Here is a 19,182-nt window from a genome sequence, read left to right on the forward strand (position 1 = left end):
TTTGAGAGAAGTGCTTGAAAGGGAGATACTATGGAAAACTGGATTCCACTGACAGACAAAGAACTAAAGTACGCATGGAAAACATTTGATCAAAAGTTTAAATTTAACCCAAGCATCTCTCGCTTTCCCGGTTTTCAAGCACCATCTCCTTACATCACATATGATATCTCTGCTTATTTCGAGGACCCTTCTCTCCTAAGTGCGGATGAAGACCTTGAAATGAAGGCACTGCTGTCTTTTCAGGAGAATATCACCGGAACCGACGAATATATGCAGGTACTTGATTGGCAGCACGAATGCTATTGGATCACACCATACGGCTCATTTGAAAAAGATGAATTTGAAGAATAGAGAGTTCCTGTGCTCCCAAATGGAGATGACTATTTCTTTTTATCGAAAGAGATGACCTGGGGTTTACTAGGACATCCTTGGGAGCAAAGCATCACGATTTTCGGTGAGGGCTTGATTGACTCCTTTACTCGTCATCGTCCCCTTTTGTTCCAGCGTAAAATAAGAGAAGGATAAGTCAAAAAGCTTGCAGATGTCTGCAAGCTTCGGATTGTTGACAAAGGGCTAAAATGAACTTAATTTTAGCCCTTTGTCTTCGTTTCAGCGTGATAGAAAACCTTTGCAGTCTAGGAAGGACGAGTACTGGCGCGGAGCGAATTTCACATTCGTGAGCACCAGCACACAGGACTGACAACGAATGCGAGGGTTTGGCTACACGCTGAAGCTTGCAGTGTCTGCAAGCTTTTTTCTATAGCTGAGGAAGATGCCATACTTTTTCAAGCATGAGATCGTCTAAGCTTTTAAAGGTATATCCTTGTTTTTTTAAAGCAGTGATGGCATCATCAAGTGCCTCGGCATTGTCCCTTGAGACGGTATGAAGTAAGTAAATGGCACCCGGATGCGCCTGTTTCATCATTTGATTGTACGCATACTGTTTTCCTTTTTGATGGTGGATATGCCAATCTACAAACGCTACTGACCAGAAAACGGTTTGGTAGCCAAGCTGTTTCGTTTCCTTTAGTACCCTTTCACTGAACACCCCGCGCGGTGGACGAAGGTAGAGGTTATCTTGTTTTCCTGTGATTTTGTATACCGCTTCATTGACACGATCTAGCTCTTCTTTGATTTCTTTCGTGCTCTTTGTTGTTAAATCTGGATGGTGATAGGAATGGTTGCCAATAATATGACCTTCCTCTGCCATACGTTTGACGAGCTTCGGCTGATCCTTTACGAAGTGCCCAGTCACAAAAAAGGTGCCCGGTACTTGATGTTTTTTCAGCACGTCCAAGATTTTGGGTGTGTACCCATTTTCATAGCCATTGTCGAATGTAAAATAAATCTCTTTCTTTTTCGTATTTCCTAAATAGAAAGCATCATATTTCTTTAAGAGTGTCGTCAGTTCCTTGCCGGCATCTGCTGGCTTGTGCTCTTTGCTTTTAGCAAATCCCCAATGAATCGGCTGATTAGACACGGCTTCTAAGTTTGAAAAAGGCATCGATACAAAAAGCGCACATAGACAGATCAGTATGCATTTTTTCATTTACGTCACTTCCCGGTTTTTCTTCTATTGTGCAGAATATACCGGGTACTCATACACTTTTTGACCTGCCAATTTAAAGAAAAAAGCCCGCATCAGCGCGAGCTATTCTTCCTTCCAATCGGTTTTAAACCGTTCATATTTCGCTTCCAGGTCGTCAATCATCTGGATGAGTCTGTCTATATCCTCAACGTCTGTGGATTCAGGATCTAATGAATCAATCACATTCATAAACATATCTAATCGGTTCTTTAAATAATCAACCTGCTGCTCTTTGCTGTCTGCTGCCTTGCCCATAGATACACTCCCTTTAGCATTTGTTTATAGCTTATCTTTTTTTCCTTTGTAAATCAATTGTGTCCCCTCTTGCGTATAACGGTGATGGGGCTTAAAATTAACTGTTGGCGGGTCTATGTTTGCCCGAATGAAAAGGAGATAGATACCATGAACCAAAAAACAGCACTTCGTCCGATTACACCTGCATTCGACCCTTGGGAAGCCTATCTCGATGTGCAGGATTACGGAGAAATGAAGCTGACAAATATTGAATTGACGACAACGACGTTGTGTAACATGAGATGTGAGCACTGTGCGGTTGGCTATACTTTGCAGCCAAAAGATCCGAATGCACTGCCACTCGATTTACTGCTTCGCCGTTTAGATGAAGTACCGCTCTTGCGTTCCCTTAGCATTACAGGCGGAGAGCCGATGCTGTCTCTGAAATCTGTACGGGAATATGTCGTTCCTTTATTAAAGTATGCCCATGAACGCGGCGTCCGTACCCAAATTAATTCGAATTTAACACTTGATTTGGCTCGATATGAAGAGATTATTCCATACTTGGATGTCCTACACATTTCACATAACTGGGGAACAGTCGAAGAGTTTGCTACGGTTGGTTTTGCAATGATGGACCGAAAGCCAACCTTTGAGCAGCGCGAGAAATTGTTTAACCGCATGATTGAGAATAGTCAAGCACTTGTGAAAGCGGGTGTAACCGTATCTGCTGAAACGATGCTGAATAAGCGTACGCTTCCTTATATTGAACACATCCATCGTCAAATCGTGGACGAGATGAAATGCCAGCGCCACGAAGTTCACCCGATGTATCCAAGTGATTTTGCGAGCGCCCTTGAATCATTGTCGCTTCCGCAAATGCGGGATGCGATTCATCAGCTGCTCGATGTTCGTGATGAGAACACATGGATGCTGTTTGGCACATTGCCATTTTATTCATGCAGCACAGATGAAGAAGACCAGCGCCTCTTGACTCGATTGCGTCAAGCGAAAAATGTGACAGTACGAAATGACCCTGATGGCCGTTCACGGTTGAATGTGAATATTTTTGATGGGAATATTATTGTGACAGACTTTGGCGATACACCGCCATTAGGAAATATTGAAACCGATACGTTGCAATCAGCTTATACACGCTGGATGAACACAAAATTGGCAAAAGAACTGAATTGTCATTGCCCAAGTGTGCAATGCCTTGGTCCGAATGTTCTTGTGAAAAACAGTTATTATCAAGATGTTGATTTTACTTCTCGTACAGCCAGGGGGTAACCGATAGATGGACGAAACATTTCTGACAGTGGTCAAGAACAAATACATTGAAATTCTCCTTGTTGGCCTCATTCTTTGGCTTGCCGTCTTTATGATCAACAAAGCGCTTCAGATTTTCTTTAAACGCACTGAATTCATTGAAGACAAGAAGAAAAAAACGATTGAGAGCTTGGTCAAATCGGTTTCAAAGTATACAGCTTCCATATGTTTTGTCTTATATGTGATTTCTCTATTCTTTCATGACTTTGGGAAGATTCTTGCGGGGGCTGGTGTTGCTGGAATCGTCATTGGTTTTGGCGCTCAGACCTTGATTCGTGATATTTTAGCCGGCATCTTCCTCATTTATGAAAGGCAAATTCATAAAGGTGACTATGTGACGGTCAATAATCTTTTTAACGGAACCATTGAAGAAATTGGTCTCCGGTCTTTGCAAATTAGAGAATGGAGCGGCAAGCTGTTAACCATTTCAAACGGAGACATTCGTCAAATCCAAAACTACAATATGCACTACATGCGTATCACAGAGTCAGTCTTGATCAGTGCAAACCAAAATCCTGACATTGCTTTCAAGGCGCTAGAAACAGCATGTGATCAGTTAAATCAAATGCATCATGATTTACTGAAAAAAGATGAATTCCAAAACGCCATTGAACCTTTTCAGGTTCATGGCATTATGGGGCTCAATAAATTAAATCGCGGGATTGAGATCACCGTAAAAGGAATGGTCGAGGATGAAAAATACTTCGAAGCCGTCCTCGCTGTGCGAAAAGAAATGATCACACAACTTCACCAGCATGATGTGAAATTGCTTGAGGATCTCGTCTATCCACAGCCTGCAAAATAACCTCATTTTTGATGGGGTTATTTTTTGATTGTTTTTAGTTAACCGGTTAATTATAATACTATATAGTTAACCAGCTAACTAAAAGAAAGGATGTTTATATTGAGAAAAACTGAAGCGATTTTTTTTATTAAGCAAATGTATCAAGAGGTGTTAATCCAATTAGATATAGAAAAGGTGGAGACTTATTTTTCTTCAGATTATCAGCAAGTCACTGATGGAAAGGTCTCTTCCCTTAATGAATTTAAAAAGCATCTCTCCACATTAAAAGTCATGACCAAACAGCTCGACATCCCTACCTTTCACGATATGTTGTTTGATGAAGAGACTCAGCAAGGGTGTTTTCGTTACACTGTACATGTTGAGCTGTCCACAGGAGACCACGGTCTAATAGATGTGATGGCGTTATTTACTTTATTAAATGGTAGAATCATTCGGTGTGATGAGCTGACTAGACCGCATGAGAAAAATAAGACGCTTGAACAACTTGGACATATCAGCTAAGGAATTCTTTTCTTTTCAGCCCTCTTACTTCTATCCTCTTGACTGATTCATGTATAATAGAAAGCAGATTGATTTCATGCAGCATGGGGACCCTCATACTGTGTATTTACTAATTGAAAGAGAGTGAATAAGATGGGTCGTAAATGGAACAACATTAAAGAAAAGAAAGCATCAAAGGATGCCAATACAAGTCGTATTTACGCAAAATTCGGGCGTGAAATCTATGTGGCTGCCAAGCAAGGTGAGCCAAATCCAGAATCAAACCAAGCACTTCGTTTTGTCCTAGAACGTGCAAAAACATATAGTGTCCCAAAACACATTGTGGACCGTGCGATTGAAAAAGCAAAAGGCGGTGCAGAAGAGAACTTCGATGAGCTGCGTTACGAAGGATTTGGTCCAAACGGATCTATGGTGATCGTTGATGCCCTGACCAATAACGTCAACCGCACAGCGTCTGATGTTCGTGCAGCATTTGGGAAAAACGGCGGAAATATGGGCGTCAGTGGATCTGTTGCTTACATGTTTGACCAAACAGCGGTGATCGGTGTCGAGGGGAAAAGCGAAGAAGAAACGCTTGAACTTTTAATGGAAGCAGACATTGATGTACGTGACATTATGGAAGAAGATGATACGGTGATCGTCTACGCTGAACCAGATCAATTCCATCAAGTTCAAGAAGCGTTCAAACAGGCAGGCGTAGAAGAATTTACTGTCGCTGAAATCACAATGCTGCCTCAAAACGAAGTGACATTAGATGATGAATCGAAAGCACAATTTGAAAAACTCATCGATGTATTAGAAGAGCTTGAAGACGTGCAGCAAGTTTATCATAATGTGGATTTAGGGGAATAATCAGCTAAGCCATCGTAGTTGTTGGATTCATTCAACTTCCGCGTTGGCTTTTTTATTGTCTAGGTAAGGTTTACGTTCTACTCAAGACCATGTAATATGAAGAAAGAGTCGTTTCCACAAATAACCAAGGAGCTGAGTTTCATTTTTAAAACATGGTGGTTTTCGTATTATGGCTTTATGATCCTCCCTTTTATTGGCCTATGCTTAATTTTCAACAATTTGACGATATTCACTAAAGTCTTTCTCTTTCTTTTCTTTGTATGGTTTTTATATAACGCCTTTGATTTTTACATTCATGAAATGAAAAAGAAAAACGATAGGACATCTTAATCAAAAAACAGTCATCTCCCCTTGGTAAGAGGAGATGACTGTTTTTAATTCATCCCTTGAAACCCAAACGTCAGGTGATCCTGAACAGGAATCCAAGCGCCGATTCCTTGTGAGGTCACATTTTTTACGACAAGTTTGCGTTTATTTCCCTTGAGCACAAGATACACTTCTCCGTAAGTAACCTTTCCTTTTTCGTTAATGGCTGGAGCGTATGCATGCAGGGATGCTGCTTTTTTCGGAGAGACGTGGTAGGACTGATCTCGCTTTGTTCCTGCACCAATCACTGTGTCGAAGGCGAGCGGAAGTTTTGTTTTTTGGATGGCTTTTTGCATCATCAATGTTTTCACATCTTCTGGGTTTGGTACTTTTGCTGTGAGCCCTCCACTTACTTTTACTTGTTGCTTTTGCACATATTTGCCGATGGCTGTTTTGTTTCCGCCTCTATTATCAATGTGATTCGTGTTCACTTTTTTGTATTCCCAATTGGCGACAGTTTCGTTTGAATCATAGCTGAGTGCCCATCTTCCAAGAAAAATCGTTGCCCTGTAGCCAACTGCTAGCGGTGTACCTGAGATACTGGATTCATTCAGCATTTTAATTAAATGTGTATTTTCAATTGGTACACTTGTTGTTTTAAATAATTCGGCCGTCAGCTCGCTCGGCTGTAGCAGCGGTTGATCTTGTGACGCATTTGGATACGTATTTTCCTTTGAGATACTGGCGACAGACGATGGCACCTTAAACGGCTTTGCTGCCTCGGCTGGAAAGCTGTATAGAAAACTTAAGGATAAGAGAACAACAAACATGATGCGGGGCATCTTTTTCATATCATCACTCTTTCTCATTCATTTTTCCATAGTATTTTCCCGAAAGACGTCCCTTATCCACAAAAGATTATAAAAGGAAAAATCCAATCGCCATAATAAAATAGGCAGCGAGCAATGTAGCACCTTCAAACCAGTTCGTATCCCCATCATTTGAAAGGATGACCGTTAGTAAAACAGAGGATGCCATGGCAATGAGCTCTGGTAATGAGAAGATCAGTGGCATTTGCTTTTCAAAAAACAGAGAGCTGATCACAAGGATCGGTGCGACCATCATGGCGACTTGAAGCGTGGAACCGAAAGCAATTTCGACCGCGACATCCATTTTGTTTTTATATGCCATGATGACGGCAGAAGCGTGTTCTGCTGCATTACCGACAATCGCAACAATGATGACCCCGATAAACAGCTCACTCCAGCCAAACTGTTCTCCGACCGTGTCAAATGTATGGACGAGCCGCTCTGAAATATACGCCACAGCAATTGTCGCAAGGAGTAAAATCGCCGTGGCAAATTTCCCCGACCACTCTGGTGTTTCTTCTTCCGTCGCTGCTTCCCCTTCCGCAATTTCCTGCTTGGCAACATAAACACCTCTGTGGCTGACCAGTTTGAAATAGAGTGCTGCGACATAAAGCAAAATCATCACAATGCTAATGCCGATACTTAAAACAAATTGACGCTCTTCTGCCATCCCTATGGAAAAGACTTCTGGAATGACAAATGCCACAATAATCGCAAACATAAGAAGCCCAGAGTTATGCCTTGCATCGTGTACATTGAACTCTTGTCGTTTAAATTTCAATCCGCCAACGAAAAAAGACAGTCCAGCCACAAGCAGTAAATTGCCGATCACTGAGCCAGTGAGTGAAGCAAGGACAATGGCGGTGAGTCCTTGTTTTAATGCAAAAAATGAAATGATTAATTCCACTGCATTTCCAAAAGTAGCGTTTAATAACCCACCAATTCTTGGTCCCGCTATAATGGCAAGACTCTCTGTCGCTCTTCCCATATAACTTGCAAGACCGATGATGGCGATACAATAGACGGCGAACATGACAGCCTGCGGGAAATGAAGAAAACTGCCAATTACAGATAATGGAACACCGATTGCGACAATCACAAGAAACAAACGATTCATACAGCCAATCTCCTTTACATCATATCTGACTGTTATTCTTTCGTGAGTGCCGGCATCATATACATTTAGATTCGTTCGTGTGAAAGGGTGATATCAATCGTTCCTTTCACGGATTGCACCATGGAGCAATGCTTCAACGCAAGTTTCATTACTTTTTCCAGCTGTTCATCAGAGGTGCTGATGCTTTCAAAGATCATATGTAAATGAATATGAGTGATTTTGTTTACAGTTCCTTCTCTTGTCGTTTCAGGTGTAATGGTCAGTCCTTGATAGGATATTCGTTTTTTCCGGCATACATGAATGACCATTTCTCCAAAACAGCCCGCAATAGCCGAGGTGAACAATTGATACGGCCTGTATCCCGCTTCTTTATTTCCCGAAATAGACAGCTGCCTTTGATCAGCATTTGCGACCCACCGATCATTTTCGTATATCAGCTTCATTCCTTTTCCACCTTTCTATTGAAACCCCTATGGTTCCATTGTACGATGAAAGCATGAACTTGTAAGGAGCTTCTTATGTCGAGAATTCATTTTATGATTTTAATTTTACTTGTATCCGTATCTGGTTTTTCGCAGGGAGCGTTACTGCCAGTTATTTCGATTATTTTCGAACATGCCGGCACTTCCCCGACGTTAAACGGACTGCATGCCACCGGCTTATATCTCGGCGTGCTGCTTGCGTCTCCTTTTATGGAAGCGCCGCTGCGCCGCTTCGGATTTAAACCATTGATCGTCATTGGGGGCGCTGCTGTCTTTTTAAGTTTGTTTAGCTTTGTCTTTATTGAATCTTATGTGGTCTGGTTCTTCTTGCGGCTGATGATCGGCATCGGTGATCATATGCTTCATTTCTCCACACAGACGTGGGTAACCTATGCCTCATCATCTAGAAATCGCGGGCGAAATATTTCATTGTATGGGTTATCCTTTGGACTCGGTTTTGCCGCTGGCCCTTTTTTAACACCACTCATTGAAATCAATCCATCCTTGCCGTTTATTGTGTCTGGTGCAGTTAGTTTGTGTATTTGGCTGCTTGTGTTTGTTTTAAAAAATACATATCCTGATACAGGTGAAATGCAGACGTCAGAGCAGACAAATAGTTTGAAGCGCTTCAAGAAGGCGTTTCAATTTGGCTGGGTAGCGTTTATGATGCCGTTTTGCTATGGCTTTTTAGAAACGACGCTCAATAGTAACTTCCCTGTGTATGCGCTGAGAAGCGGGGTGACGATAGATGCTGTTGCGTTTATTTTACCTGCGTTTGCGATTGGGAGTATTGTTTTTCAGCTTCCTCTCGGGATGCTGAGTGACCGTTTCGGCAGACGACGCATGATTTTAGTTGTGACACTCGTCGGTTCATTCTTTTTCCTTTTAGCAGGGATTTTCATTCAGTCCGTTTTGGCTGTTGCGATCTGTTTCTTTATCGCAGGTATGGCTGTAGGTTCGACCTTCTCACTTGGCATCAGTTATATGACGGACTTATTGCCAAAGCATCTGCTGCCTGCTGGGAATTTGATGTGCGGGATGGCGTTTAGTGCAGGAAGTATTCTCGGTCCGGTTCTTGGCGGATTCTTTGTGCAGACGTTCGAGGGCATGAATTTACTTTACCTTGTCAGCATTGTGATTTTATTTGTATTTTGTTGTGTTCGATTTGGGAAGACGCTAGCAGTGGTTGAAAGTAACTAAATGGAGGATCTATTTTGTTTACATTTAACATTTCAGATGACTTAAAATTGGCGTGTTTACAAGTAGCCGATACAGAGACATTATTTGCACTTATCCAGCAGAATAAAGATCACTTGGGAGAGTGGCTACCATGGGTGAATCACTGTCATCGCATAGAAGATGTTCAATCATTTATTCAATCTGCCCGCGCTGCCTATGCTGAAAAAAAAGATATAGAAGCGGGTATCGTATTAAACGATCAATTAATCGGTGTATTCCGCATGACGTTTCAGCATCGGATAGGCAATATTGGGTATTGGATTGGTGAAGATGCGCAAGGGCAAGGTATTGTGACCAAAACAGTGAAATGTATGACAGATGCCTTTGCTCCTGAAGTCGATGAATTTGAAATCTTTTGTCCTGTTGGGCATGTCAGAAGTGAACGTGTTGCGATGAAAGCAGGCTTTCAGCTCGATCCAAACTATCAGCCAAAGCCTGAAGCAACTTTTCTCCTGAAACGTTATATACGGAAATTGAATCATTAAAAACTCCCCTGCACCTATGCAGAGGAGTTTTTTCATCTAGTGATACCCATTTTGCCCATTCGCACTTCCGCTTGTTTTGTGCTTTGGCTGATGGCCTTTGTTTTGTTTTGTGTTGCTTCCGCCTTTTTTCGATTGTTTAGACATTCGTTATTCCCCCATCCGTCAAGATTGAACATGTTCGTTCTCCTTTAGGATGCCCGGTTTTCTTTACACCTTGCCTGGTACGATTTTACGCTTATGTAAAAGCGCATTGAGCTCGCCGCCGAGGATGATCATAATGCCGGTTAAATAAAACCAGATCATTAATATAATGATTCCCCCAATGCTTCCGTACATCGCACTATAGTTGGCAAATTCGCCTACATAAAATGAGAACAGCATGCTGACGAGAATCCAGCCAACAGAAGCGAATATGGCACCCGGCAGCACAAATTTCAATTTCAGCCTGATGTTAGGGGCAAAATAATATAGGGATGTAAAAACAATTAGTAAAATCAGTGGACTAATAATCCATCTCATGGCGGTCCAAATGGTGAGAAAGGCATCTGACTGCCCTACTAATTTGGCAACGAATAAGCCAAGCTCTTTTCCAAAGACAGGCAGCATCAAGGCAAAAATAATCGTAAGCACCATCGCAATGGTTAAGATAATCGATGTTAAACGTACGAGAATGAAGGAACGATTTTCCTCAACTTCGTAAGCGTGGTTAAATGCTCTGACCACCGCATTAATGCCGTTGGATGCAGACCAGAGTGCCGCAATAATCCCGAATGACAACAATCCGCCGTTACGGTTATTCAGCGTCTCTTCGGCAATGGATTCAATCATCGAAAGCGCTCCCTCTGGCGCATAACCAGAAATGACGCTTAGAACATCCTTTGATGTCAGCGGCAAATAACCAACAAGCGTCAGCACGAAGATGAGAAACGGAAATAATGAAAGCAAAAAGAAATACGCAAGTTCAGCTGATTTTGCCGGTCCTTCATGCAGCAAAAAGCGTCCAATTAACGCTTTAACAAAACCCATACGCCTCATCTCCAATGATCAATCTTTCTGTTTCTTTTGAAAGTGATCCTTTGTTTCTTCAATAATCTCTAATACCTTTGGTGTTGTTTCCTTTAACTGATTCACCTGTTCATTCAGAAAAGACAAATCATCTGAGACCGTTCTCATCAATTGCTTCGTTTCTTCCATTTTTTCTTTCACACAAGCAGACATCTTGCCAGGCTCCAGGCGGTATTCATCCAGCTTTTGCTGGCAGCCATTCCATTTTTCTTTCAGTGCAGTTCTTGTTGGACGATGAAATAATGTCAGCAATATGCCGCAGGCTGCGCCTATAACAGCTCCCCGAAGCACGATTTGTTTGTTCTCTTCCATCTCATCTGAACTCCTTTCAGTTAAAGGTGTTTCTCTTTTTTTACATACGTCAAAAAACGATCAATTCCTGTTTCAATTAAATCATGTACTTCCTCAAAGTTCCCAGTGTAATAAGGATCTGGCACATCGTCTCGATCGTCGTCTTCTACAAAGTCAAGAAGACGGCCAATAAAGTGATGTTTTCCATAGCCGGCTAAACTGCGGAGGGCGCCTACATTTTCAGCATCCATCGCAATGATATAGTCGTATGTGGTGATATCCTTATCCATGATTTGTCTTGCCGTCATTCCTTCATAGCTGATGCCCTTTTCATCAAGCAGCTTTCGTGTTCCTTCATGCGGAGGACTGCCTTGATGCCAGCCGCCAATGCCTGCTGAATCAATCACAAAGTGTTCACTCAGCCCTTCGTCTTCGACTCGTTTTCTAAACATCGCCTCTGTCATCGGTGACCTGCAAATATTGCCGAGGCACACAAATAATACATGAATCATCCTTCATTCTCCTCCTATCTTTTCCCTAAGAGTCCCTTTTGAAAACCTTTTCTCTATCATATCAAGCCCTTTTTCTTTTGGAAACTTTGCAAGAAAAACTCCCATCGGCATTGACAAAATACACAAAAAAAGGAGAAACTTTAGGAGAATTACACAAACAAAGGGGGACATTAGATGGGAATCATTGAGCAATTTGTCACGACGATGAACAATTTTTTGTGGGGGCCTCCCCTATTAATTTTAATTGTTGGTACTGGAATTTACCTCACCTTTCGGATCCTCTTCATTCAAATTAGATTACTTCCTTATTCTTTAAAGCTCGCTTTTTCAAAACAAGACAAAACATCAGAGGGAGATATCTCCCATTTCCAAGCATTAATGACGGCTCTTGCTGCAACTGTCGGTACTGGGAATATCGTCGGTGTTGCCTCTGCTGTCATTGCAGGTGGTCCTGGTGCAGTATTTTGGATGTGGTTTGCTGCATTTTTCGGGATGGCCACCAAGTTTGCAGAAGCTGTTCTGGCTGTAAAATACAGGGTCAAAAACGAAAAAGGCGAAATGTCTGGCGGACCTATGTATTATTTAGAGCATGGCTTAAAACAGAAATGGCTAGGGGTGCTATTTGCTGTTTTCGGTGCCAGTGCTGCCTTTGGGATCGGCAACCTGGTACAGTCTAATTCCATCTCAGGCGTCATGAATTCTACTTTTCAAATTCCAACATGGGTAACAGGTATCATCATTACTGCCTTTACGGCACTCGTGATTTTAGGCGGAATTAAAAGTATCGGCCGAGTGACATCTATTTTTGTACCAGTCATGGCTTTATTTTACGTCATTTGCGGGCTCATCATTCTTGTCATGAATGCTGATCTTGTTCCTGGCGCAGTCAGTCTTATTTTCTCAGATGCCTTTACAGGTCAAGCAGTAGCAGGTGGTGCAATTGGAACCGTTATTCGCTGGGGTGTCGCACGAGGAGTCTTTTCCAATGAAGCAGGTCTTGGATCAGCACCAATTGCTGCTGCAGCTGCGAAAACGGATATGCCTGCCCGTCAAGCTCTCGTCTCTATGACGCAAGTGTTTATTGACACCATCATTGTTTGTTCTATCACTGGCATTACGATTGTCATGGCAGATATGTATTTAACAGAAAAAAGTGATGCGCTGACTTCGTTATCCTTTGCTCACTTCCTCGGTCCAGCTGGCTCAACCATTGTGGCAATCGGGCTGCTCCTGTTCGCCTATTCAACCATCATTGGCTGGTCCTATTATGGAGAGAAATGCTTTACATATTTGGCGAAGGATTCGTACGTCATGTATTATCGCATCGTGTTTGTGATAGCTGTCTTTTTCGGTGCCGTGTTTAAGAATGACTTCGTCTGGGGCGTAGCAGATATGCTCAATGGACTGATGGCCATTCCAAACTTAATTGGCCTCATCGGTTTATCAGGTGTTGTGGTGTTTGAATCCAAACGAATCATTGATAAGATCAAAGAGGAGAAAAAGGAAAAAAACATTTCAGTGTCGTCATAATAGCCCTTTTATTCTTTTGCTTTTCTGTTAAAATAGACATATTATTCGACACATGCAGGAAAGGACGTGCCGCCCTTGTCACAGCAAAAAGCGGCTGAAGTCAATCAGCTGATTGAAGACATTTCGCAAAAGCTCAATATGCTGAATATTGGAGTCATCAAAGCCGAAGACTTCAGTCCAGATAAGTATGAAGATATTGAATTTCTTCACCAAATGGTGATGAAAAAATCTTCATTCAGCCCAAGTGAAATGCAAGCCATTGCAAGCGAGCTGAAAAGCTTAAGAAAATAATCGTGCACCTGATACTGAATTGCGGTTGACGCCGCTTTCTTACATCCATGCACAGAAAAAGCCAGCACCTCGCAAGGTGCTGGCTTTGTTTATCCTGTCAAAACGACTTATTTTGCGAGCAGTTTTAATGATTCACGGTTAAATGCTGGAATGTCATCAGGTGTACGGCTTGTGACAAGCTGATCCTGACAAACGACAACTTCTTCATCTTTGAATTTGGCGCCTGCGTTTTCCATATCTACTTGAATGGATGTATAGCCGGTCGCGCCTCTTCCTTCCAGCGTCTTCGCTGTAATAAGCAATTGCGGTCCATGACAGATCGCAAATACTGGTTTTTTCTCGTCCATAAAGGCTTTTGTGAATTGCACGTAGCGATCATCCGCACGCAGAATGTCTGGTGAGAAGCCGCCAGGAATCAGAAGTGCATCGAAGTCTTCTGGTTTCACGTTATCGATAGACGCATCGACTCTTACTTCTGCCTCTCCTTGCTTTCCTTTCACTGTTTTTCCTTTTTCGTTTTCAATGACTGTGATCTCATGGCCTGCGTCTTTAAAGGCTTTTGCAGGCTCGGTGAATTCAACATCCTCAAAGTAATCTGTTAAGACAACTGCAATTTTCTTACCCATGTAGAAACCCTCCTGCTTGATTATCGTTTACACTACACACTATACCCCCACCAATTGAAATCAAACATCCTATCCCTATGAGAAAACCCCCTTTCAGAAAAATAAGCATTTAGACTCATTCACATTCCCTTAACAAGGTAATTCGTATGATTTATGTTATCTTTACAATAATCTGCAAAAAATAACTACAAAAGTTAACGAAACATTTCTACAATAGGTATTGTGGTCAAAAAAATTAGAAAGGCGGAGATCAGGTGAAGAAGCAAGCACATAGGTCTAAACGAAGGAAAAACCTGTCTATTCTGCTCACTTCCATTATGTTGATTAGTCTCATTCTCCCAGCAGTACCTACTCATGCAGAAACAGAAAGCGGCAGCGCCGTAAAGGTCAGTATCTTAGCCACAACGGATGTTCATGCGAACATGATGAATTACGATTATTACAGCGACAAAGAAACAAATGAATTCGGTTTGGCAAAAACAGCCGAGCTGATTGACAAGCACCGTTCACAAAATCCTAATACACTCCTTGTTGATAACGGAGACCTGATTCAAGGAACCCCTCTTGGAGAATACGTTTATAAAAATGAAAAAGACAGCATCATCAATCAAACAAAGGTTCACCCCATTATTCATACACTCAACAAATTAAAATATGATGCAGGTACACTCGGCAATCATGAATTTAACTACGGTTTATCTTTTCTTGACGGTACCATTGCGGGCGCCAACTTCCCGATTGTCAATGCGAACGTCAAAAAGTTAAACGGAGAACACCGATTTACTCCTTATGTCATTCAGGATAAAACCTTTAAAGATGCAAACGGAGCCTCCCAAACTGTGAAAGTCGGTTACATAGGATTCGTACCACCACAAATTATGACGTGGGATAAGAAACATTTAGATGGACAAGTTCAAGTGCAAGATATTGTGGAGTCTGCCAATGAAACCATTCCAGAAATGAAAGCAAAAGGCGCAGATGTCATCGTCGCTCTTGCTCATACAGGAATTGAAAAAACAGCTTCACCTAAAGGATCAGAAAATATGATCTTTGACCTTGCCACAAAAACAAAAGGCATTGATGCGATTGTGTCTGGCCACCAGCATGGCACATTCCCAAGCGCTGAATATAGCGGCGTCGACAAATTTGATGTCGCAAAGGGAACCATTAATGGCATTCCTGTCGTCATGTCAAAAAACTGGGGAAGCTACCTCGGGGTCATTGATTTAACGCTAGAACCAGACGGAAGCAACTGGAAAGTCACAGATGGAACAGGCAAAATCGAATCCGTTGCCGGGGTGACATCTCAAAACAGTACAGTGAAAAATGCCATTCAAACAACTCACCAAAACACCCTAGATTATGTCAGAAAGCCAGTTGGAAAAACAGAAGCAGACATTAACAGCTTTTTCGCTCAAGTGATGGATGACCCTTCCATTCAAATCGTGACAGATGCCCAGAAATGGTATGCACAAGAAAAAATGAAAGATACTTCGTACAAAAACTTGCCGATACTCTCTGCAGGTGCGCCATTTAAAGCCGGCGGACGCAACGGTGTGAACTATTATACAAATATCGCAAAAGGTGATTTAGCGATTAAAAACATCGGCGATCTCTATCTTTACGATAACACCGTACAGATTGTAAAACTAAAAGGCAGTGAAGTAAAAGACTGGCTTGAAATGTCTGCAGGTCAGTTTAACCAAATCAAACCAAATACTTCAAATGAACAGCCTATTTTAAACGAAGAATACCGCTCATATAATTTTGATGTGATCGATGGTGTGACGTACCAAGTAGATGTCACACAGCCTGCTAAATACAGCACAACGGGCACACTTGTTAACGCTAGTGCGAACCGCATCAAAAACTTGTCTTACAACGGAAAACCCGTTTCTGACAATCAAGAATTTTTAGTCGTGACAAACAACTACCGTGCATCTGGCGGCGGAGGCTTCCCGCACCTCACACAAGATAAAGTCGTGCTTGCCTCAGCAGATGAGAACCGCCAAGTGCTGATGGATTATATTATTGAACAAAAAACCATCAACCCAAGCGCAGATCAAAACTGGTCCATTGCACCGATCAAAGGCGCAACCGTCACTTTTGAATCTTCTCTTTTAGCCAAACCGTTCGCAGAGAAATCAAGCAGCGTCGACTTTATTCGGAATGCCAGCACAGACGGACTTGGCGTGTACAAGCTAGCGTTTAAAGATGATGGTACAACAGAACCACCTGCAACAGACAATTGGCATTTAACGGTGATGCATACAAACGATACACATGCCCATCTGGATGATGCAGCAAGACGCGCAACCAAGATCAAAGAAGTTCGCGCCCAAAGCGAAAACAATATTTTATTAGACGCTGGAGATGTCTTCTCTGGTGATCTCTATTTCACAAAATGGCAAGGACTTGCCGATCTGAAACTGATGAACTTAATGAAATACGATGCCATGACGTTTGGGAATCATGAATTTGACAAAGGTCCATCTGTCCTTCGTCAATTCCTGACAGGTGACGCATCCAGTGTAGATGCTAAAAACCGTCATCAATTTGAAAAACCGAACTTCCCGATCGTGTCATCAAACGTGAATGTCTCTAAGGAAAAACAGTTAAGCGACTTAGTGAAAAAACCAGCAACATTTAAAGCTGGTGAGAAAAAAGAAGCTGGCATTTACCCTTACATTCTGCTTGATATAAATGGTGAAAAGGTCGCTGTATTCGGTCTAACCACTGAAGACACAGCCATTACATCCAGCAGTGGTCCAAACATTCAATTTCAAGATGCATACAAAAAAGCAAAAGAAACAGTCAAAACCATTCAAACTGAAGAAAAAATCAATAAAATTATTGCGCTCACACATATTGGCTATAACCGTGATCTAGAACTGGCTCAAAAAGTAGATGGCATTGATCTCATCATTGGTGGTCACACCCACACCCTTGTTGAAAAATTAAAAGTCATCAATAAAAAAGAACCAACGATTGTTGCACAAGTAAAAGACTACGGACAATTTTTAGGAAAAGTAGACGTGGCCTTTGACAAAAAAGGCGTCGTACAGCCAAAAGAATCTACTTTTGACCTCATCACGATCGACGACTCTGTGAAAGAAGATGCGGACGCAAAAGCGATTCTTGATCAGTACAAGGCAGATATCCAAGATTTAAAAACCGAAAAAGTCGGGACGTCAGATGTCTTCTTAGATGGACAGCGTGAACACGTCCGTGCAAAGGAAACGAACCTTGGAAACTTTATTGCAGATGGCATGTTAAAGAAAGCACAAGAATCTGCTGGGGCTGACCTTGCCATTACAAACGGCGGCGGTATTCGAGGCAGCATTGAAAAAGGAGATATCACATTAGGGGATATTTTAACTGTGATGCCTTTTGGAAACACACTATATGTCGCAGATTTAAAAGGCAGTCAAATTAAAAAAGCGCTTGAACAAGGTCTTTCAGGCATTGAAGAAGGCGGAGGCGCATTCCCTCATGTAGCCGGTATTGAATATACGTTTACACTGAGTAAACCAGCTGGCAGCAGACTGATTGATGTCAAATTGAAAGATCAAAAGGGCAATCTGACTGACATTGATGATCAGAAAACATACCGCGTGGCGACTAACGCATTCGTCGGCACAGGCGGTGATGGCTACAGCGTCTTTACAGAAGCGTCTCATGGTGAAGACTTAGGCTATGTTGACTATGAAATCTTCAAAGAACAAATTGAACAGGCAGACGGTCATATCTCTCCAGTCATCGACCATCGAGTGAAAGAAGTATTCCTTCCTCGCTTGAAAGGAAAAGGCGCCTATGACATTCAAGATGATGAGAAATTCCAAACGTATGTGCAGCATACGAACAAAGCATTGCTCTATTTAGACAAAGCAACCGAAGCGAAAAAGGTTCAATTGTCTCTATCAAAAGGGCAAATAGCTGAACTGAAGAAACGAGAGCAAGATCCAAACGTCACTATCTATCATGACAAAGTCGGTCTAGCATTACCGCTCTCCAATTTATCAGAGCAACAAACAGATATATCAATGGCAAAAACAAATAAAGTGAAAAACGCATTAACCGACACATACGATTTCCAAATCAAACAAGATCAGAAAAATGTCTCTACCTTTAAAGATCCCGTCACACTGTTCTTTACATTAGACGCGCCTGAAAAAGCGAAGAAACCAGGTGTCTATTATGTCGATCGTGAGAAAAACCGCTATGCCAAAACAAGTAACGGTTCATTCGAAAACGGGATTGTCTCAGGTAAAACGGAGCACTTTAGTGAATACACCGTACTCAATCAAAGTGAAGCGGCTGGAACAGCTCCAGACCAAACTGGCGGAGACGGTGGAACTTCTGCTCCAGGCGGTTCGGATCCAAGTCAGGATGGAAGCGGCATGCCAGGCGGCACACTGCCGAATACTGCAACAATGATGTATACAGCGGTATTAATTGGCTTGCTCATGCTCGCCTCAGGCGGTATCCTTTATTACTACCAGCGCAAGCGCACACGAGACAAAGTATCATCTTAATAGAATAGGACAGAACTTCGGCTCTGTCCTTTTTTGCATCTCACTTTCAATCTTGGGATAAATACATCCAATTACGGTCATCAAATTCTTTCACATCATCTGACCCAATATGACGCAGCATTCTATTAAAGAACGTGATATCATCTTCATCATCAACGGCATATAAATCCTTTTGAACATATTCTCTCGTAATGAAATTCGTTAAGTTCGTGTTATTCACAAATTCAGCAAAGTACGATTTCACAAGGGTTAAATCTTCTTCATTTAATGTTTCATCACTGATAATTGAAATATGAAATACATTTAAAATCGCTTGAATGTCTTCTTCATCCATATAACATAACGGCTCTAATTTTCTATCTTCTTCCGTAAACGGTTTTCGCGTGTCTTCAATGATGACATAACATAAAATCCTGTGATCTTTCATCACGCTAAAAATTTCCAAATCTCGTAATTTGAGTGGTCTATTCAGTCTGATCATTTTTTTCCTCCTGAGATGTTGCTCTCGTTATTGTTTAATCCCTT

19 protein-coding genes and 1 pseudogene are annotated in these 19,182 nt (G+C 41.9%); 10 read left to right on the forward strand and 10 right to left on the reverse strand.

Annotation, left to right across the window (positions count from 1 at the left end; translation table 11 throughout):
• Positions 1 to 30: 30 nt before the first annotated feature.
• Positions 31 to 525: pseudogene (locus tag MHH23_RS17210) on the forward strand (DUF2716 domain-containing protein).
• Positions 526 to 757: 232 nt separating this feature from the next.
• On the opposite strand, the gene pdaA reads toward MHH23_RS17210, so the two are convergent.
• Both pdaA and MHH23_RS17220 read right to left on the reverse strand, forming a co-directional pair.
• Entirely contained in the window at positions 758 to 1,549 is a 792-nt protein-coding gene (pdaA, locus tag MHH23_RS17215) for a delta-lactam-biosynthetic de-N-acetylase (protein WP_039168013.1), read from the reverse strand.
• Between the two features lie 102 nt (positions 1,550 to 1,651).
• On the reverse strand, positions 1,652 to 1,843 hold the full coding sequence (locus MHH23_RS17220) for an SE1561 family protein (RefSeq protein WP_003218031.1): 192 nt from the start codon (positions 1,841 to 1,843) through the stop codon (positions 1,652 to 1,654).
• A 147-nt stretch (positions 1,844 to 1,990) separates the two neighbouring features.
• Between MHH23_RS17220 and yfkAB the strand changes: the two genes are divergently transcribed.
• The 4 genes from yfkAB to MHH23_RS17240 all read left to right on the forward strand — a co-directional run bounded on the left by yfkAB (position 1,991) and on the right by MHH23_RS17240 (position 5,309).
• Positions 1,991 to 3,112, forward strand: a complete 1,122-nt coding sequence (yfkAB, locus tag MHH23_RS17225) for a radical SAM/CxCxxxxC motif protein YfkAB (RefSeq protein WP_017358799.1) — start codon at positions 1,991 to 1,993, stop codon at positions 3,110 to 3,112.
• Between the two features lie 7 nt (positions 3,113 to 3,119).
• Positions 3,120 to 3,956: a mechanosensitive ion channel family protein gene (locus MHH23_RS17230; protein ID WP_159159460.1), complete on the forward strand. Its 837-nt coding sequence runs from the start codon at positions 3,120 to 3,122 to the stop codon at positions 3,954 to 3,956.
• Between the two features lie 90 nt (positions 3,957 to 4,046).
• Positions 4,047 to 4,457, forward strand: coding sequence for a nuclear transport factor 2 family protein (locus MHH23_RS17235; RefSeq protein ID WP_340959921.1), 411 nt, complete (start codon positions 4,047 to 4,049; stop codon positions 4,455 to 4,457).
• A gap of 132 nt (positions 4,458 to 4,589) precedes the next feature.
• Positions 4,590 to 5,309 carry a YebC/PmpR family DNA-binding transcriptional regulator gene (locus MHH23_RS17240; protein ID WP_007496614.1) on the forward strand — a complete coding sequence of 240 codons (720 nt, stop codon included), beginning with the start codon at positions 4,590 to 4,592 and terminating at the stop codon, positions 5,307 to 5,309.
• A gap of 374 nt (positions 5,310 to 5,683) precedes the next feature.
• Here MHH23_RS17240 and MHH23_RS17245 read toward each other — a convergent pair whose 3' ends face one another.
• The 3 genes from MHH23_RS17245 to MHH23_RS17255 form a co-directional block, all read right to left on the reverse strand.
• Complete coding sequence (locus tag MHH23_RS17245) at positions 5,684 to 6,466, reverse strand: YfkD famly protein (RefSeq protein ID WP_017358796.1); 783 nt, start codon at positions 6,464 to 6,466, stop codon at positions 5,684 to 5,686.
• A gap of 67 nt (positions 6,467 to 6,533) precedes the next feature.
• Complete coding sequence (cax, locus tag MHH23_RS17250; RefSeq protein ID WP_340959923.1) at positions 6,534 to 7,601, reverse strand: calcium/proton exchanger; 1,068 nt, start codon at positions 7,599 to 7,601, stop codon at positions 6,534 to 6,536.
• A gap of 65 nt (positions 7,602 to 7,666) precedes the next feature.
• Entirely contained in the window at positions 7,667 to 8,044 is a 378-nt protein-coding gene (locus tag MHH23_RS17255) for an OsmC family protein (protein WP_024720244.1), read from the reverse strand.
• 75 nt (positions 8,045 to 8,119) lie between these two features.
• Here MHH23_RS17255 and MHH23_RS17260 point away from each other — a divergent pair, with 75 nt between their 5' ends.
• Positions 8,120 to 9,283 (forward strand): MFS transporter, encoded by a 1,164-nt coding sequence (locus tag MHH23_RS17260; RefSeq protein ID WP_008341750.1) that lies wholly within the window; start codon positions 8,120 to 8,122, stop codon positions 9,281 to 9,283.
• Between the two features lie 14 nt (positions 9,284 to 9,297).
• Positions 9,298 to 9,807, forward strand: coding sequence for a GNAT family N-acetyltransferase (locus tag MHH23_RS17265; RefSeq protein WP_138278252.1), 510 nt, complete (start codon positions 9,298 to 9,300; stop codon positions 9,805 to 9,807).
• A 207-nt stretch (positions 9,808 to 10,014) separates the two neighbouring features.
• On the opposite strand, the gene MHH23_RS17270 is transcribed toward MHH23_RS17265, so the two are convergent.
• Genes MHH23_RS17270 through MHH23_RS17280 form a run of 3 tightly spaced genes read right to left on the reverse strand, consistent with a single transcriptional unit; the run spans position 10,015 to position 11,675 of the window.
• Positions 10,015 to 10,833: a YihY/virulence factor BrkB family protein gene (locus MHH23_RS17270; RefSeq protein WP_008341753.1), complete on the reverse strand. Its 819-nt coding sequence runs from the start codon at positions 10,831 to 10,833 to the stop codon at positions 10,015 to 10,017.
• Between the two features lie 18 nt (positions 10,834 to 10,851).
• Positions 10,852 to 11,184 carry a hypothetical protein gene (locus tag MHH23_RS17275; RefSeq protein ID WP_096881130.1) on the reverse strand — a complete coding sequence of 111 codons (333 nt, stop codon included), beginning with the start codon at positions 11,182 to 11,184 and terminating at the stop codon, positions 10,852 to 10,854.
• A gap of 20 nt (positions 11,185 to 11,204) precedes the next feature.
• Positions 11,205 to 11,675, reverse strand: a complete 471-nt coding sequence (locus MHH23_RS17280; RefSeq protein ID WP_138278250.1) for a low molecular weight protein-tyrosine-phosphatase — start codon at positions 11,673 to 11,675, stop codon at positions 11,205 to 11,207.
• Between the two features lie 174 nt (positions 11,676 to 11,849).
• Here MHH23_RS17280 and MHH23_RS17285 point away from each other — a divergent pair, with 174 nt between their 5' ends.
• Positions 11,850 to 13,205 (forward strand): alanine/glycine:cation symporter family protein, encoded by a 1,356-nt coding sequence (locus MHH23_RS17285; RefSeq protein ID WP_039168032.1) that lies wholly within the window; start codon positions 11,850 to 11,852, stop codon positions 13,203 to 13,205.
• Positions 13,206 to 13,280: 75 nt separating this feature from the next.
• Positions 13,281 to 13,496 carry a DUF1128 domain-containing protein gene (locus tag MHH23_RS17290; protein ID WP_008341757.1) on the forward strand — a complete coding sequence of 72 codons (216 nt, stop codon included), beginning with the start codon at positions 13,281 to 13,283 and terminating at the stop codon, positions 13,494 to 13,496.
• A gap of 107 nt (positions 13,497 to 13,603) precedes the next feature.
• On the opposite strand, the gene MHH23_RS17295 is transcribed toward MHH23_RS17290, so the two are convergent.
• Entirely contained in the window at positions 13,604 to 14,122 is a 519-nt protein-coding gene (locus MHH23_RS17295) for a type 1 glutamine amidotransferase domain-containing protein (RefSeq protein WP_007496591.1), read from the reverse strand.
• A 254-nt stretch (positions 14,123 to 14,376) separates the two neighbouring features.
• On the opposite strand from MHH23_RS17295, the gene MHH23_RS17300 reads away from it, so the two are divergent.
• Positions 14,377 to 18,657, forward strand: coding sequence for a multifunctional 2',3'-cyclic-nucleotide 2'-phosphodiesterase/3'-nucleotidase/5'-nucleotidase (locus tag MHH23_RS17300; protein WP_340959925.1), 4,281 nt, complete (start codon positions 14,377 to 14,379; stop codon positions 18,655 to 18,657).
• Between the two features lie 46 nt (positions 18,658 to 18,703).
• On the opposite strand, the gene MHH23_RS17305 is transcribed toward MHH23_RS17300, so the two are convergent.
• On the reverse strand, positions 18,704 to 19,138 hold the full coding sequence (locus MHH23_RS17305; protein ID WP_163116607.1) for a terpene synthase: 435 nt from the start codon (positions 19,136 to 19,138) through the stop codon (positions 18,704 to 18,706).
• Positions 19,139 to 19,182: the final 44 nt, after the last annotated feature.

The sequence above is a fragment of the Bacillus sp. FSL K6-3458 genome (genome assembly GCF_038005045.1).
Classification (GTDB): domain Bacteria; phylum Bacillota; class Bacilli; order Bacillales; family Bacillaceae; genus Bacillus; species Bacillus altitudinis.

Excerpts from the sequence above, each read along its gene's own strand:
- MHH23_RS17235 (WP_340959921.1), top strand. The coding sequence starts at position 4,047 with ATGTTTATATTGAGAAAAACTGAAGCGATTTTTTTTATTAAGCAAATG.
- MHH23_RS17255 (WP_024720244.1), bottom strand. The coding sequence starts at position 8,044 with ATGAAGCTGATATACGAAAATGATCGGTGGGTCGCAAATGCTGATCAA.
- MHH23_RS17240 (WP_007496614.1), top strand. The coding sequence starts at position 4,590 with ATGGGTCGTAAATGGAACAACATTAAAGAAAAGAAAGCATCAAAGGAT.
- cax (WP_340959923.1), bottom strand. The coding sequence starts at position 7,601 with ATGAATCGTTTGTTTCTTGTGATTGTCGCAATCGGTGTTCCATTATCT.
- MHH23_RS17275 (WP_096881130.1), bottom strand. The coding sequence starts at position 11,184 with ATGGAAGAGAACAAACAAATCGTGCTTCGGGGAGCTGTTATAGGCGCA.
- MHH23_RS17305 (WP_163116607.1), bottom strand. The coding sequence starts at position 19,138 with ATGATCAGACTGAATAGACCACTCAAATTACGAGATTTGGAAATTTTT.
- MHH23_RS17230 (WP_159159460.1), top strand. The coding sequence starts at position 3,120 with ATGGACGAAACATTTCTGACAGTGGTCAAGAACAAATACATTGAAATT.
- MHH23_RS17280 (WP_138278250.1), bottom strand. The coding sequence starts at position 11,675 with ATGATTCATGTATTATTTGTGTGCCTCGGCAATATTTGCAGGTCACCG.
- yfkAB (WP_017358799.1), top strand. The coding sequence starts at position 1,991 with ATGAACCAAAAAACAGCACTTCGTCCGATTACACCTGCATTCGACCCT.
- MHH23_RS17295 (WP_007496591.1), bottom strand. The coding sequence starts at position 14,122 with ATGGGTAAGAAAATTGCAGTTGTCTTAACAGATTACTTTGAGGATGTT.
- MHH23_RS17270 (WP_008341753.1), bottom strand. The coding sequence starts at position 10,833 with ATGGGTTTTGTTAAAGCGTTAATTGGACGCTTTTTGCTGCATGAAGGA.
- MHH23_RS17245 (WP_017358796.1), bottom strand. The coding sequence starts at position 6,466 with ATGAAAAAGATGCCCCGCATCATGTTTGTTGTTCTCTTATCCTTAAGT.
- MHH23_RS17285 (WP_039168032.1), top strand. The coding sequence starts at position 11,850 with ATGGGAATCATTGAGCAATTTGTCACGACGATGAACAATTTTTTGTGG.
- MHH23_RS17260 (WP_008341750.1), top strand. The coding sequence starts at position 8,120 with ATGTCGAGAATTCATTTTATGATTTTAATTTTACTTGTATCCGTATCT.
- pdaA (WP_039168013.1), bottom strand. The coding sequence starts at position 1,549 with ATGAAAAAATGCATACTGATCTGTCTATGTGCGCTTTTTGTATCGATG.
- MHH23_RS17220 (WP_003218031.1), bottom strand. The coding sequence starts at position 1,843 with ATGGGCAAGGCAGCAGACAGCAAAGAGCAGCAGGTTGATTATTTAAAG.